The 15,329-nt window shown below is 71.9% G+C and carries 12 protein-coding genes and 1 pseudogene; 3 read left to right on the plus strand and 10 right to left on the minus strand.

Features of this window, described 5'->3' with window-relative positions:
* The 3 genes and pseudogenes from AB0P17_RS34330 to AB0P17_RS34340 all read right to left on the minus strand — a co-directional run.
* A pseudogene (locus AB0P17_RS34330) lies at positions 1–255 on the minus strand (hypothetical protein); the annotation flags it as partial.
* Positions 256–406: 151 nt separating this feature from the next.
* Positions 407–2,689, minus strand: coding sequence for a HAMP domain-containing sensor histidine kinase (locus AB0P17_RS34335; protein ID WP_365817271.1), 2,283 nt, complete (start codon positions 2,687–2,689; stop codon positions 407–409).
* The gene (locus AB0P17_RS34340) at positions 2,661–3,491 is read right to left on the minus strand and encodes a response regulator transcription factor (protein WP_365817273.1); all 831 of its coding nucleotides are present in this window, start codon (positions 3,489–3,491) and stop codon (positions 2,661–2,663) included. The genes AB0P17_RS34335 and AB0P17_RS34340 overlap by 29 nt, the downstream gene beginning before the upstream one ends.
* A 107-nt stretch (positions 3,492–3,598) precedes the next feature.
* On the opposite strand from AB0P17_RS34340, the gene AB0P17_RS34345 reads away from it, so the two are divergent.
* Both AB0P17_RS34345 and AB0P17_RS34350 read left to right on the plus strand, forming a co-directional pair.
* Complete coding sequence (locus AB0P17_RS34345; RefSeq protein ID WP_365817276.1) at positions 3,599–4,624, plus strand: LLM class flavin-dependent oxidoreductase; 1,026 nt, start codon at positions 3,599–3,601, stop codon at positions 4,622–4,624.
* Positions 4,625–4,769: 145 nt separating this feature from the next.
* Positions 4,770–6,257 (plus strand): glycoside hydrolase family 43 protein, encoded by a 1,488-nt coding sequence (locus AB0P17_RS34350; protein WP_365817278.1) that lies wholly within the window; start codon positions 4,770–4,772, stop codon positions 6,255–6,257.
* Between the two features lie 98 nt (positions 6,258–6,355).
* Here AB0P17_RS34350 and AB0P17_RS34355 read toward each other — a convergent pair whose 3' ends face one another.
* Positions 6,356–7,144, minus strand: a complete 789-nt coding sequence (locus AB0P17_RS34355; RefSeq protein WP_365817280.1) for an SDR family NAD(P)-dependent oxidoreductase — start codon at positions 7,142–7,144, stop codon at positions 6,356–6,358.
* A 429-nt stretch (positions 7,145–7,573) separates the two neighbouring features.
* On the opposite strand from AB0P17_RS34355, the gene AB0P17_RS34360 reads away from it, so the two are divergent.
* Positions 7,574–8,884 carry an endo-1,4-beta-xylanase gene (locus AB0P17_RS34360; RefSeq protein ID WP_365817296.1) on the plus strand — a complete coding sequence of 437 codons (1,311 nt, stop codon included), beginning with the start codon at positions 7,574–7,576 and terminating at the stop codon, positions 8,882–8,884.
* Between the two features lie 56 nt (positions 8,885–8,940).
* Here AB0P17_RS34360 and AB0P17_RS34365 read toward each other — a convergent pair whose 3' ends face one another.
* The 6 genes from AB0P17_RS34365 to AB0P17_RS34390 all read right to left on the minus strand — a co-directional run.
* Positions 8,941–9,786, minus strand: a complete 846-nt coding sequence (locus AB0P17_RS34365; protein WP_365817282.1) for an oxygenase MpaB family protein — start codon at positions 9,784–9,786, stop codon at positions 8,941–8,943.
* An 8-nt stretch (positions 9,787–9,794) separates the two neighbouring features.
* Positions 9,795–11,066: an MAB_1171c family putative transporter gene (locus AB0P17_RS34370; protein WP_365817284.1), complete on the minus strand. Its 1,272-nt coding sequence runs from the start codon at positions 11,064–11,066 to the stop codon at positions 9,795–9,797.
* A gap of 35 nt (positions 11,067–11,101) precedes the next feature.
* A complete protein-coding gene (locus AB0P17_RS34375; RefSeq protein ID WP_365817286.1) occupies positions 11,102–11,608 on the minus strand; it encodes a ParH-like protein in 507 nt (168 codons plus the stop codon).
* A 77-nt stretch (positions 11,609–11,685) separates the two neighbouring features.
* Positions 11,686–12,210 (minus strand): helix-turn-helix transcriptional regulator, encoded by a 525-nt coding sequence (locus AB0P17_RS34380; protein ID WP_365817288.1) that lies wholly within the window; start codon positions 12,208–12,210, stop codon positions 11,686–11,688.
* A 351-nt stretch (positions 12,211–12,561) separates the two neighbouring features.
* On the minus strand, positions 12,562–14,391 hold the full coding sequence (locus AB0P17_RS34385) for a multicopper oxidase domain-containing protein (protein WP_365817290.1): 1,830 nt from the start codon (positions 14,389–14,391) through the stop codon (positions 12,562–12,564).
* 188 nt (positions 14,392–14,579) lie between these two features.
* Positions 14,580–15,329, minus strand: a 750-nt coding sequence (locus AB0P17_RS34390) for a hypothetical protein (protein WP_365817292.1), incomplete at its 5' end; no start/stop codon positions are given.

Below are 15,329 nucleotides of genomic sequence, written 5' to 3' on the forward strand. Positions count from 1 at the left end.
GTCGCCCGCGGCGACCGCGCCACGCGGGGCGGTCTTGGCGGCCTTGGCCTGCGCGGCGGCGTCGGCCTTCTTGGCCCGCAGCGCCTCGGCCTCCTTCTTCGCGGCCTTGGCCTCCTCGGCCGACTGATCGCTCACTCCTGTGACCGGCGCCGTGGTCGGGGCCTGGTCGGCGACGGCCGCGGTGGCGGGGACGAGCAGGGTGCCGGCCGCGACAACGGTCAGGGCGGCGAGACGCAGGCTGAGACGACGAGACATGTACAGCTCCACTTCCGGCCCGGCTTGGGTGGTGCCTGGATGCCGAGTCGCACCAGGTTCCGGGCATGAGGCAACAGTGGCGGCCCCATGTGAAGAACCTGTCAGGACCGCGTAGTCATCGCATCAGGGCCGAGCAGTCGCTCCGTGAGCCTCACCGGTCCCCCGTGTCTCCCCGGTCCTCCCCGGTCCTCCCTGCCTCCCTGGTCCCCCCTGCCTCACCACTCACCCCGGCCGCTCCGCTCGCCTTGGTCCCGGAGGGCAGCCGCAAGGTGAAGACCGAGCCCTCCCCCTCCCTGCTCACCGCGGTCGCCGTGCCGCCATGGGCCTCGGCGAGCTTGAGGACGATCGCCAGGCCGAGGCCGCTGCCGCCGGTGCTCCGGTTGCGCGACTTCTCCGCCCGCCAGAAGCGGTCGAACACGTGCGGGAGGTCGGCCGCCGGGATACCGGTGCCGGTGTCGGCGACCTCGACGGCCACCTCACCACCGGAACCCTCGCACCCCTTGGGGTCCTTGGAATTCATGAAACCCTCGGAACTCCCGGAGCCTTCCCCCGCTCCGGTGACATATGCGCGCAGCGTCACCCGGCCGCCGGACGGTGTGTGGCGTACCGCGTTGGAGACCAGGTTGCTGACGGCCTGGCGCAGCCGGACCGGGTCGGCGTCGAGGAGCGGCGGGCGCGGGGCGCCGGGGGCCGCCGGGGAGACCGCCAGGGTGACGCCCGCGGTCTCCGCCAGCCCCTGGTGCGCGGCGGCCACCTGACCGATCAGGTCGTCGGCACGTACCGGCTCCATGTTGAGGCGCAGCGCGCCGACATCGGCCGCCGCCAGGTCCTGCAGATCGTTGATGATGTGCTGAAGCTGCAACGCCTCGTCGTGGAGCGAGGAGACGAAGGCCGGGTCGGGTTCGGCCAGCCCGTCCTGTGCCGCCTCCAGCCAGCCTCGGATGTTGCTCAGCGGAGTGCGCAGTTCGTGGGCGACATCACTGACCATCGCCTTGCGCTGCTGCTCCAGCCTGGTGCGGTGTGCGGCCATGTCGTTGAAGGCCGCGGCCAGCCGGCCGATCTCGTTGTCGGCCCCGACCGGTACGGGCGCCGAGTCCAGCCCGTCCCGCATCCGTTGGGCAGCGCCGGTGAGCGCGTGCAACGGGCGTACGAACCGGGTCCCCGCGATCACCGAGGCGCCGACGGTGAGGGCGAGGACGAGCGCCGCGACCCCGGCGATGCGGGCGGTATTGGTCGGTGAGAGGTCGAAACCGGGCACGCTGACGGCGGGCGGGCCGTCGATGAACAGCAGGGCCGGCGCGGCGACGTACTCCGTGAGCTGTTCTCGGCGGGCGCTGCCGACGCAGGAGGCGACGGCCCTGTCGTGCTTGCTGTTACGGGCCTCGCTCGCCGCCCCCCGGTACCCGTAGGCGGCGGCCGCCTTGTCCTCGTCCATCTTCCGCGCCAGGGCCCGCTTCTCGGCCACCGCCCGTTGCTCCGCCGACCGTGCGGGGGCCTCGCCCGTGCGGGGCTCGTCCACGGAGGCGTCGTCCACGGCGGCCGCCTCGGCCGGGAGGGCGACGGTCGCGGCGCCCTCCGCGTACCCCCGGTCCCAGGACAGGTCCAGGTTCAGCTTCACGCCGGACCTGCCCTGGCGTTTCAGGCAGTCGTCGGCCAGTCGGTTGAGCTCGTCGAGAGCCTTCTGCTCGGTGGAGGTGGGGGTTCCCGGCATGGCCATCCGGCACTTCACCTCCATCTCACCGTCGGTGTCATTGCCGACGTACTGGATCCGGGGCCGCCCGCTCGGGCTCTCGGCGACATCCGCGGCGATGCCCATGCGGTTGAGACACGCCACGTTCTCGGCGGCGGCCGCCCGCAGCCTCGTACGCTCACCGGCGGGCAGCAGGAACGGCCCCACGGCACGCGGGTCGACGCGGTCCGCGCCGGCGGAGGCCGTGTCGGGCACCAGCACGGTGTCGACGGAGAGCGGGTCGACGACCGCCGACGCCTGCGCCGGCAGCGGGTCGACGCCGGCGGCGCCACCGGACTTCGAGCCGGAGCCGGACTTCGGAGCGGAGGCCGCGTCGGGCACGGCCGAGTCGTAGAGCGGGCGCCGGTCCTGGGTCGTCAGCGTGATCCGGCGGTCGGACTCCTCGGCCAGTTTCCGCGCCGTAGCGCCGACGCCCTCCCAGCTCGGGTGGGTGGCCGCGTACCCCAGCAGGGTGTTGTAGATCGTGGCGTCGGCGCTGAGGTTCTGCCCCTGTTCCTGGCGGATCGCGACCGAGGTCGTCTGCGTGACGAGCCACGCGGTGGCGGCGACGGAGCACGAGGCGACCAGCGCCGACACCGTCAGCAGCCGGCCGAGGACGCTCCTGCGGAGCGGCAGCCGGGCGGCCCGCCGCTCCCGGCGGGCGTCGGGACGGGACTCAGGAGGGGTGTGAGGAGGACGGGGCATGGCGTCCGTTCTTCGCGGGATCCGTCAGCTTGTAGCCGACGCCGAACACGGTGAGCAGCCGGGCCGGCCGCCGGGGGGTGCGCTCGATCTTCTTGCGCAGATGCATGATGTGTACGTCGACGGTGCGCCCGCTGATGTACTTGTCGAAGCCGTGCAGTTCCTCCAGGAGCCGCTTCCGGGTGAAGACCCGGTCCGGTTCCGTCGCCATCGCGGCGAGGATGCGGAACTCACCGGGCGTGCACGCGACCGGCATTCCCTCCACCGACACCTCGTGCCGGCCCGGATCGATCCTGAGCGCGCCCACCGACAGCACCGCGTCCGCGTCTCCCGCCGCCCCGGCCCCGATGGCGGGAACGGACACAGGAACAGGGGCCGGAACAGGAGCGGGCGCGGGAACGGCGGCCGGCGCGGGGACGGACACGGGCCCGGCGGAGCGCCGGTGGCGGCGGAGCAGCGTACGGACCCGGGCCACCAGCTCGCGCGGGCTGAACGGCTTGGTCATGTAGTCGTCCGCGCCGAGGTCCAGACCGAGCAGCAGATCGTCCTCGGTGCTGCGCGCCGTCAGCATCAGCACCGGCACCTCCCGGCCTTCGGCGCGCAGGATCCGTACGACGTCGAGGCCGTCGGCCCGGGGCATCATGACGTCGAGGACGAGCAGGTCGGGTTCGGCGTGCCGGACCCCTTCCAGCGCCGCGCGGCCGTCCGCGACGACGGTGACGGAGTGTCCCTCGTGCTCCAGGTAGCGGCGCACGAGTTCGGCCTGCTTCGCGTCGTCTTCGGCGACCATGATGTCTGCGCACACGCCGACGATCGTAGGCGAAGCGGTAACTACCCCTCCGGGAAACGGAGTTGTTGAGCAGAGGGTCCGGGTGCGGAATGCCGAGGACCCGTTCGGCGTTCGGTTCGGGCATGAAGCTTCGGAAACTGGGGTTCCTGACGATCGGGCTGTTCGACGGAGCCGATCCGGGCCCCGGACACGAGTCGACCCTGCGGATCATCGAGCTGGGCGAGCGGCTGGGATTCGACAGCGCCTGGGTGCGCCACCGGCACCTCCAATACGGCATCTCCTCCCCCGTGGCACTGCTGGCCGCCGCCTCGCAGCGCACCTCACGGATCGAGCTGGGCACGGCGGTCATCCCGCTCGGCTGGGAGAATCCGCTGCGGCTCGCCGAGGACCTGGCGACCGTCGACGTCCTCTCCGGCGGCCGGCTCAACCCGGGGGTCAGCGTCGGCCCGCCGATGCACTACGACCAGGTCAAGGAGGCGCTCTACCCGGACACCGCCGAGGCCGAGGACTTCGGCCACGACCGCGTGCGGCGGCTGCTGGACTTCGTGCGCGGCGAGCGCGCCTCCGGCTTCAGCGGCGTCCAGGGCTTCGAGTCCTTCTCCGACCGGGTGGAGCCGCACTCCCCCGGCCTGGGCGCGCGCATGTGGTACGGCGGCGGCAGCCTGCGGTCCGCCCGGTGGGCCGGTGAGCACGCGATGAATTTTCTGACCAGCAGCGTGGTGAAGGCCGAGGAAGCCGAAGGTCCGGGCGGGGCGGCGGACTTCGCGGAGATCCAGCTCTCGCACATCCGCGCCTTCCGGGCCCACCACCCCGACGGCGAGCGCGCCCGGGTCTCGCAGGGGCTCGTGGTCATCCCGACCGACAGCGCCACGCCGGAGCAGCGCGCGAGGTACGAGGAGTACGCCCGGACGCGCCTGCCGCGTACGGCCGCTCCGCAGGGTCCGGCGCGGCTGATGTTCGCGCCCGATCTGGTCGGGTCCTCGGCGGAGATCGCCGAACGGCTCCACGCCCACGCCGCGTTCCGCGAGATCGACGAGGTCGCCTTCGCGCTGCCGTTCACCTTCGGCCACGAGGACTACGTCCAGATCCTCACCGACATCGCCACCGTGCTCGGCCCGGCCCTGGGTTGGCGCCCCGCCACCGCGTAACTCCTCCCCGTCGTACGCCGTTTCCGGACTGTCGTACGCCCTCTCCGGACTGTTGACACGGGGGCAGGTCGTCCCTAGCGTGACGCCTCGCCGTTACATCGATGTAAAAGCGCCTCGATGTGAAGAGCCGCGGAAAGGAGCCCCCGTGCTTCCCGACCCCACCAGACCTCCCCGTGGGCGCACCGCCCTGCTCGTCGCCGCCCTGCTCGGGCTCGTCGTGGGCCTGCTGCCCGCGCTGACCGCCCCGGCCGCCGCGGCGCTGCCCGCCCCCGATCCCGCGCCGCGGGTCGCCGCCGCCGCGGCCGGCACGTTCCGCAACCCCCTCAACACCGGCCCCGACCCCTTCATGACGCAGTGGAAGGGGAACTACTACCTCACGACGACCCAGGGCAGCAGCATCCGGATGTGGCGCTCCCCGTCGCTGGGCACGCTGCTGACCGCCGCCCCGATCACCGTCTGGACGGACACCGACCCGTCCCGCAACCGCAACATCTGGGCGCCGGAGTTCTACCGCTTCGGCGACCGCTGGTACCTCTACTACACGGCCGACGACGGCGTCGACGACCACCACCGGCTGTACGTCCTGGAGTCGGAGGGCGACGATCCCACCGGCCCATACCACTTCAAGGCGAAGCTCGCCCCGCCCAACCACGCGAACGACTTCGCCATCGACGCGGGCATCCTCCAGGTGGGCGGCCGGCTCTACCTCGCGTACAGCGGCATCAACCAGTACCAGCACAACGGGCTCAACATCGCCCCGATGTCCAACCCGTACACCGTCTCCGGCAACGCCGTCGCCGTCAACGGCGCCGGCGGCTGCCCCGAGGTGCGCGAAGGACCGGAGTTCCTGTACCGCAACGGGCGGGTCTGGATGACCTACTCCGCCTGCGACACGGGCAAACCGGACTACCAGGTCTGGATGATGTCGATGCCGCTGGACGCCGACCCGCTCGTGCCGGGCAACTGGCGCCAGCACCAGGGCGCGGTGTTCTCGCGGGCCGACGACCGGGGCGTGTTCGGCCCCGGCCATCACGCCTTCTTCCGGTCCCCCGACGGCACCGAGGACTGGATCGTCTACCACGCGAAGTCCACGTCGGTGAACACCTACAGCAACCGCACCACGCGCGCGCAGAAGTTCACCTGGCGGGCCGACGGCACCCCCGACTTCGGCCGCCCGCTCGCCATGGGGGCCACCCAGAACCTGCCCTCCGGCGACCCCGGGTCCGGCAACTACTGGATCAACGACGACGGCCGCTCCAGCGGCCCCGGCGGTGTCACCTACACCGGCGCCTGGAACTCCGGTTCGGGCTGCGCCACGCAGTGCTTCTGGAGCGACGACCACTGGAGCGACCGGGCAGGCGCCACGGCGACCTTCACCTTCACCGGCACCCGTATCGCCCTGCTCTCCGTCAAGGACACCGGCAACGGCTACGCGGCCATCAGCGTCGACGGCGGTCCCGAGCAGCGGGTGGACTTCCACAACTCGATCCGCGTGGGCGAGGCGGTGCAGTACGTCAGCCCACAACTGCCCCACGGCAACCACACCCTGCGGGTCCGCGTGACGGGCGAGCACAACGCCCAGTCCGGGGCTTCCTTCGTGAGCGTCGACCGCGCCGAGGTCTACGTGAACTGACGCGGCGGACGACCGGCCGCCGGCACCGCCGGCGGCCCTCCGCGCCCCGCAGCGCCCTCCGCTCCCGCCGCCCCGGCACCTGATGAACTGACGTACGGTCATGGCGTCTTGAGCGCGCCGCCGTCCACCACCCAGTTGGAGCCGACCGCACTTGCCATGGTCGGAGACGCCAGCAGCAGGACCGCGCGGGCGATCTCGGCCGGGTCGATCAATGTGCCGGTCACCATTCCGGCCTGCTGAGGCACCATCGCCAGCAGCGCGTCCTGGTCGATTCCCCTGCGCGCCGCCAGGTCGGCACCGAAGCCGTCCTCGGCCGTCAGCATCGGGGTCCGTGTGCCGGACGGGGTGACGACGTTGACCCGGACCCCCGATGCCGCGACCTGCTCGGCCAGGCCGCGGGAGAAGGCGTTGAGCGCGGCCTTGGCCGCCGAGTAGGACAGCGGCGCGTTACGGGGATCGCGGGCGTTCTGCGAGCTGATGTTCACCACCGCGCCCCGGGACCGGGTCAGGGCGGGGAGCGCGGCCCGGGTGGTCTCCACGGCGGCGCCGAGATTCAGGGCGAAGACGCCCGCCCAGGCGTCGGCACCGCCACCGAAGGGATCGGAAAGCACCTCCCCGGACGTGTCCCCGCCGCCGACGTTGTTGACGAGGACGTCGAGGCGCGGTTCCATCTCAAGGACCGTCTCGACCATCTGTCGCGGGGCAGCGGGGTCGGCCAGGTCGGCGGAGACGAACGTGGCGCCGGTGGCCTCCAGTTCGGCTGTGGTCTTCCGGGACACGGCGACGACCTCGGCACCTTCGGCACGGAAGGCCCTGACGATCGCGAGGCCGATGCCCTTGCTCGCCCCGGTGACGAGGACGCGCTTGCCGTCGAGTTCGAGATCCATGACTGCTCTCCTGTTCAAGGTCGACCTGTCCGCACGGTCGCGTTTTTCGGAGCTGCGGAATGCGCCGCATGTGCCGCATGCGCTGTGCGCGCTGTGTGCGCTGCGTTGTGCGCCCGCTGTTCCGCTCACACTAAAACGGAAAGTGGACAACACCATCCGTTTAGCTTGAAGTGAGAGACATTGCCCGCTCGGCCATCTCACAAGGCATTCGAGCAGGTCAGCCGCGCCCCGCGGGCGAGCCGCGTACGCAACTCCGCCGCGACCCTTGCGTGTTTCGAAAGTTTTGCTTGACTTTACGAAAGAGTCAGTCATCTCGGGCCGGTTGTGGGGGCCTCCCGGGGAGCCGCATGTTTCGACCACCTCCAAGGAGGAAGCGTGATCGGTACGTTGCAGAACAGACGTCTGTTCGCCGTGGCACGCCCGACCGCCCTGCTGGCCGTCACCGCCGTGGTCGCCGTACTCGCCTCGGCCCCGACCGCGAGCGCCGCGACCACGCTCGGCGCGTCGGCGGCGGAGAAGGGGCGGTACTTCGGTGCCGCCGTCGCCGCGAACCACCTCGGCGAGTCGGGGTACGCGTCCACGCTGAACCAGGAGTTCAACAGCGTCACACCCGAGAACGAGATGAAGTGGGACGCGCTCGAACCCAGCCGCAACTCGTTCAACTACGGCGCGGCCGACCAGATCGTCGGCCACGCGCAGAGCAGGGGCATGAAGATCCGGGGCCACACGCTGGTGTGGCACTCCCAGCTCCCCGGCTGGGTCGGCGGTCTGGGCGCCGCGGACCTGCGGACGGCGATGAACAACCACATCACCCAGGTCGCGGGGCACTACAAGGGAAAGATCCACTCCTGGGACGTGGTGAACGAGGCGTTCCAGGACGGGAGTTCCGGGGCCCGGCGCAGCTCACCGTTCCAGGACAAGCTCGGTGACGGGTTCATCGAGGAGGCGTTCCGCACGGCGCGCGCCGCCGACCCCGCCGCCAAGCTCTGCTACAACGACTACAACACCGACGGCCAGAACGCGAAGAGCAACGCGGTCTACGCCATGGTGCGCGACTTCAAGGCGCGCGGTGTGCCCATCGACTGCGTCGGCTTCCAGTCGCACTTCAACGCCCAGTCCCCGGTGCCCGGGGACTATCAGCAGAACCTCCAGCGCTTCGCCGACCTCGGCGTCGACGTGCAGATCACGGAGCTGGACATCGAGGGTTCCGGGACGGCCCAGGCGGACAGCTACCGGCGCGTCACCCAGGCGTGCCTGGCCGTCTCGCGCTGCACCGGCATCACGGTGTGGGGCGTGACCGACAAGTACTCGTGGCGGGCGAGCGGCACACCGCTGCTCTTCGACAGCAACTACGCCAAGAAGCCCGCGTACACCGCCGTGCTGACGGCGCTCGGCGGCTCCAGCAGCGGCGGAGGCGGCGGGGGCGGGGGCAGCCAGGGCTGCACCGCCACGTACTCCGAGACGGAGCGCTGGGGCGACCGCTTCAACGGCAAGGTGACGGTGACGGCGGGAAGTTCGGCCATCACCGGCTGGACGGTGAGTGTGACCGTACGGGCTCCGCAGAAGGTCTCCACGACCTGGAACGGCTCCCCCTCCTGGGACACGGGCGGGAACGTCATGACGATGCGGCCGAACGGCAACGGCACGCTGGCGGCCGGAGCGGCGACGAGCTTCGGGTTCACGGTGATGGCGAACGGGGAGTGGTCGGCCCCCGCCGTCGGCGCCTGCACGGCGTCCTGACCTGCCGCGAAAGCCAGGTGCGGCGCGGTGGGCGGGCCCTCCCGCCCACCGCGCCGTCAGGCGGCGGCGGGGCGCTGCCGGCCCTTGCGGGCCTGGGCCCGCAGGGCCAGCGTGACCAGGCCGCGTACGGGCGCGGGCGCGCGGCGTACGTGGAGTGCCGCACGCAGCGGCGCGTCCAGCAGCGAGGCGGCCACCACCGGGGCGAGTCCGGCGAGGGGGCGGGGCAGCCGGCGGCCCAGCAGGCCCTTGCTGGCGGCCGCCCAGAGCGCGCCGCCCTCGGGGCTCGGCGCGAAGTGCCGGCTCTCGTACGCCCGCATCCAGCGTTCGACACCGGCCAGCCCGGCGTCGGCCCCGTTCCCGCTCCCGCTCCCGCCCTCGCTCCCGCCCTCGGGCAGGCCGAGCGCGTCCGACAGGCTGACGTGGAAGGCGTACGCGGCGTCCCGCTCCTCGGCCGTGACCGCGCGGTGTCCGTGGTCGTCGATGAAGCGGAGCGGGCAGACGGTGAAGCAGGCCAGGACGTACCGCATCTGGTCGGGCGTGATGTCGGGCCGGTCGTGGATCCGGCGCAGCCCCTCGACGACCCGCCGCCCCTCGGGGCTCGCCACCCCTCGGCCGATCAGGGTGAACATGGCCGCCCCGGTCGCCTTGGTCCGGGTGCGCGGGTCGCCGGTCATCCGGCCCGTGCCGGCCAGCACTTCGGCGATGCCCGGGATGCCGAAGGTACGGACGAAGCCGAGGGTGAGCCCGAGCTTCGACTCCTCGTGCATCGTGTCCAGCACGAGCCGTGCGAAGGCGTCGCGCGCCTCCGGCACCTCCGGTGTCTCCGGTGTCTCCGACACGTCCAGCGTCTCCCGCATCTCCCGTGTCTCCCGTAACCGTCGTGTCTCCGGCGTACCGCTCATACCGGCGCTCACCCCGTCCCCGCCGTGGCGGCGGCCAGTGCCTCGCCCGTCAATGGCGCGTGCAGATAACGGGCGACCCGTACGAGATGCGCCCGCTCCTCCACCGGTTCCGCGTCCAGCCCCGGCAGCGGTGCCTGGTCCTCGCGGGGGAGCGGCGGCGTCCCCGCGTTCAGTGCCTCGACGGCGCCGCGCAGCGCGGCGGCCACGATCAGCGCCGACCGCTCGTCCTCGTCCAGACCGGCCCGTTCGGCGAGCGCGGTGGCGGCGGGGACCACCCCGGGGTCGACCCAGGGGCGCAGCGTCAGCTGCCCGTCCCGGATCTCCAGTCCGCGCCGCGCGGTGCGCCACTCCAGGTCGCGTACGGCGAGCCGCTCGGTCCACGCCGACGGCGGCGCCTCCAGGGCGAGGCGCCGGTCCGCCCGGTAGACGAGGTCCCACAGCGGGCGCAGCGCCTGGTAGTCGCGGCGCCGGCGGATCCAGGCGGCGATGGCCGGCCCGGCGAAACCGGCGGTGATGAGGATGGCGCCGAGCGCGGCGAACGCGGGGCCGAGGGCGGTGCTCAGCCACTCCGTTCCGGTGATTCCGCCGGCCGCCGCGCCGATCGCGACGAGCTTGCAGGCGCCGTACCCGCAGGAGACGAAGGAGCCGATGGCGAGCTGCCGGATCCCCCGGCGCAGCGATCCGTCCGGGAGTCCGGCGGCGTGCCGGAGGCAGACCCGGCCGATATCGATCAGCGCGAAGCCGAACAGGGCCTGGTAGAGGACGAGGAAGACCGCGATCGACGGGACGGTGGCGAAGGTGGTGTCGAAGGTGAGCGGGGTCTGCGGGCTCGTGGCCCCGCCGGCGAAGAACAGCACGATCATCGCGGCGACGAGGACGGCGAACACCACCAGGCGCAGCCGCACCGGCCGCCAGGTCTCCACGGCGGCCCCGTCCCACACCCGCGCGTCGACGCGGTCCTCCGGCGGGGTCCACATGCGCGCCAGCACCACGGCGGCGGCGGAGAACCCCATGATGCCGAGGTAGACGAGGAGCGTGGCCAGATTGGGGCGGTGCGCGAGCCGGTCGACCAGCCGGTAGACCACCGGGGCGGCCACCACGAACGCGGTCGCGGGCGCCGCGATCGAGAAGAAGACGACGAGCAGTCCCTGATTCGGGTCGCGGCGCCAGGCCCGTATCTTCAGGGCGGCGACGACCCAGGCCACCGTGCCGATGCCGAGGTAGACGGCGTTGAACGGCGCCTCGGGCAGCGGGGACGCGTGCGCCATCTCATCGGACATGCCCGACACCCCGTCCCCGTACGTCGCCCGTCATGTCAGAGGTGCTGTCCTTTGCGGTGTTCCATCGCGGGCGCCAGTTGGGACGTCGTCCCGGCGCCGGGAGCCAGTACGAGGTTACGCGTCAGCTCCGCGCCCAGGATCTCCGCCTCCGTCTCGGCCGCCTCGTCGTAGTGCGAGCGTCCGAGGACCAGCCGGACCAGATCGGGGTCGAGGGTGGGCAGGTCCACCTCGGCCGCCTCCTCGTCGGCGGTCGGCGCCTCGGCGAGGTGCCCGCACAGGAGGTGGGCCAGTTCGTGGCAGATGATGTGCGCCTGGTGCAGGGACGAGGTCTCCTGCTCGAAGTGGACGATGTCGGCTTCCGCGCGGCGTTCGACGAACCCCGAGGGCTCCCCCACCTTCATCCGGCGCGGGACCAGCCGGACCTGGCGCCCGGTCCGCTCGGCGACCGCCGCGCAGAGCTCCTCGACGGTGCGGGTCCGTGGCAGGTCCAGTTCCCTGACCATGGCCCGCATCCGGCGGCGGGTCCGCCCAAGATCTCCCACGCTCTCCCCATCGGCCTCGGCGTCGGCGCCCACTACGGCAAGGCGCCAGTGTCCCAGAGGAGTTCTGCCCCCGTCGGTCACTCCCCGGAACGGCCGTCGGAACGCTCGCCGTCACGGCCCTCCGTACGGCCCTGCGGGTTGCCTTCCGTACGGCCCCGCGGGAGGCCTTCCGTACGGTCTTGCGGAGTGCCCTCCGGATGGCCTTCCGGCAGACCCACCGCCTTCCGCAGCTGCTCGACCACCGTCAGCGCGGCGTCCTGCATCGCGGGAGGCAGCCCGGCCGCCCGCATCGCGATCCGCTCCACCCGGGCGTCCCGCAGCGCCTCGATCTTGCGCAGGTCGCGCTCGACGGCCTGGGCGGTGGCGGAGTCGCTGAAGTAGTCCAGCGGAACGCCGAAGAACTTGGCGATCTTCACCGCGTTCTCCAGGCTGGGCTTCTGGGTGCCCTTGCGGAGGTTGCCGATGTACGTACCGCTCAGGCCCGTTCCCTCCGCGATCTCCGAGTCGCGCCACGGGCGGCCGAGATCCTTCGGATAGATCACCGCGATCACGCGCCGGAAGCGGGCCGCGAAGTCCAGAGCCTCCGACGGCTCGGCAGGCACTGACTCCCCGTCTCCGCCGGGACGGGGGGCCGGCGTCTCTGAGTGTGGAGAATCGGTGTTGGCCATGGGTCGGATCATAGAACTCTTCAGCCGCCGACGGGGAGCACGCAGTCGGGCCGATTTACACGATCGTTGTGAAGAATCGGGGCAAAGGGCGCAGGAATTGGTGAATCTCCGCCTCCATCTCAAGCTTTAATCCACGATAGTTGACTTCCGCTCGCGTCACCTACAGGATCAACCTCGCTGGCACGCAAGCGACGGCCCTGGGTCGTCGAAGCGCCGGACGCCGTTGCCTCACGGGGGTGGGCAACAGCGCCCGGCGCCGACGCCGCCCGGTCCGGGCGCGTACCGTCAGTGGCCGCCGTGACCCGGCTGGTGGTGGTCGAAGACCAGCACCTCCCGGGGCATGACGGTGAACGGCCGCATCATGCCCATGTCCTCGTGCTCCAGCAGGTGGCAGTGGTACATGAACCGGCCGTGCGCCCCGGTGAACTGCCCCATGACCCTGACCATCTCGCCACGCCGCACCTGGAACACGTCCTTCCAGCCCTGCTCGTTGTCCGGGACCGGGTTGGCCCCGGTATACCTGATCGGCGAGGTGGTCGTGGCGCCCGCGGGGCTGAAGCCCGACACGTCGTACACCTCACGCTCCAGCACCTGGAACTGGCTCAGATGGATGTGCATGGGGTGCGTGGGACCGCCGAGGTTGAGCAGGTCCCACAACTCGTGGTCGCCGTGCGCGACCTTGAAGCCGAGCGCGTCGTCGAAGGTCCTGGCGATCCGCCGGTAGATCTTCGGCGTCTGCTCGCCCTCGCGAAGGAGCGCGATCACCCCGTCCTGCCCCGGCACCGCCGAGCCGTCGGTGACCTCCACCATCTCCCAGATCTCCGGGTGGCCCGCGCCGCCCTTCGTGCCGGGCGCGCTGAGCACGATCAGCCGGTGACCGTGCGGCGTGTCATGGGTCAGCCGGCGGAACGACGAGGAGATGACGGACGGCAGGACGAACCGGTCCACGACCGGCAGCGCCCCCACCCGGAACTCCATGATCTGCGGGAACAGCACGTCACGCGCCGGGTCCGCCGTACCGGCCGGCTGCCCGCCGACATTGACCAGCCGCACCTTCTTCCCACGCAGCGCCCGGAAGTCGACCAGCAGGTCCATCCGCTCGGCGGGCGCGATGGAGAGCCCGCGCAGCGTGGCCTCGTCGTACTCCACCGGGACCGGACGGGGCAGCAGCCCGCCGTCGGAACCGATCTGCCGGATCGCGCCGCGCACCGGCCTGTTGTCCTCGTCGACCAGGGCGAGGTTGTAGATCCGCGCGTTGGACGCGTTCAGCAGCCGGAAGCGGTACCAGCGGGCCTCCACGTCGAGGTACGGCCACACCACCCCGTTGACGAGGTTGTACGGGCCGGAGAACGGCAAGGTGACGAACTTCGCCGACTCCGCGTCCGGCACCGCCGACGCCCTGCGCACCTTGTGCAGCAACTGCCCGGTGGGCCGCCCCCGGCCGTCCGTCTCGAAGTTACGGTCGGACAGGATCAGCGGAACCTCGTACTTCCCGCTCGGCAGATGGAGCGCCGCCTCCTCCTCGTCGCGGATCAGATACATCCCGACGAGCCCGGCGAAGACGTTCCACCGCGTGATGTTCATGCCGTGGTCGTGGTACCAGAGCGTGGTGGCGGGCTGCTCGTTCGGGTACTCGGAGAGCTGCGCGTCCTTGTACGCGACCGCGTTCTCCGCCCAGCCGTCGTTGCCGCCGCCGGTCTCGGCGCCGTGCAGGTGGGTCACCGACCAGGCCGGGAGATCGGCCACCTCCTTGATCTCCACGAACCCGTCGCCCCGGCCCGGCACCGCGTGCGGCGCGGGCGCGCCGTTGACGGCGGGCGCCTCCCCCGCCACGACCGGGTACGGGGCGTTCTTGATGCGGTTGGTCCAGGCGATGTGGATCCGCTGCCCGCTGCGCACCTCGACCGTGGGCCCCGGGAACTGCCCGTTGTAGGCGAAGACATGGGTCGGCGCCATCTGCGAGTGCAGCCTCACCCAGGTCGACCGCAGCTCGATCTTCTCGGTCCCGCTGCCGGGCCGCAGCGTCTCCGGCACGCGCAGCCGGTCCAGGTACGGCGTGAGCCCCCCGGCCTCGGCGGCAGCGCCGCTCTCCGCGTCCGTACTGTTTTCGGGCATGCTGATGCTGTTCTTCTCGGACAAGGTTCAACCCCCCGTTGACTCCCCCGTACCGCCGGAGGATCCCGGCGGCACCTTCAGGGGGTAGGACTCACCCCGATCCGCCCCGGTTGCCCGTTTCCATATGATCCGTAAAGGTTGCGCCAATTTTCGGCCAACCTGGGGTGCGTCCATCGCCGACCGCCCGCCTACACGCGGGCGGCGGCGCTCCGTACCTCGGCAGCGCGGATCCGGACCCGGTCCGGCAGAAGCGGGGCGGGGTGGCGTACGGGCGCGGGCACACCCCGGCAGGCTCCGCACTCCCCGTCGACCAGCGCCGCGGGCCGCGCCGGCGCCCGGCAGGTGCCGCACTCCACCACGGCCACGGCCGCCCGGTCCGGCACCACCGGCACGCCCACCGGTTCGGGCGGCAGCTTGGCGGTGAGCCGGGACCGTACAAGCCCGGCCGGGTGATGTACGGGCACGGGCAGCCCGTCGGTGAGGGCGCGCAGCACATCCTCCTCGCAGGCCCCGCGGACGAACCACTCGGCGGCCAGCGGTTCGAGCGCCGTGCAGTCGGCGGCGGACAGCGACAGCGCGGGGCACCGCCGCCCGACCGAGGCAAGCAGGAGATACCCGCGCGACCGCCCCACCCGCGCACCGGGGGCCGGAGCGGGGGCGGCGGGGGCCTGAGTCCGGGCCGAAACCGGGGCCGAAACCGGCTCCCGCCCCCGCACTTGGTCCGGTGCCGCGACGGTCGCCGCCCCCGTGGCCGGCTCGTCCGCATCGGCGGGCGCACCCCAGGCGTCATCACTCCGGGCGGTCCGCGAGAACCACGTACGGGTGACCCACCGCCCACCGCCAGGCCCGACCACCAACTCCCGCCGCCGAAGCAAATGCCCGGCCCGCTCAAGGAAGTTCAGGGCGGTCCGTAAGGCGCACTGCCCGTAATCCATCAC

Source organism: Streptomyces sp. NPDC088124, from assembly GCF_040685895.1.
Classification (GTDB): Bacteria; Actinomycetota; Actinomycetes; order Streptomycetales; family Streptomycetaceae; genus Streptomyces.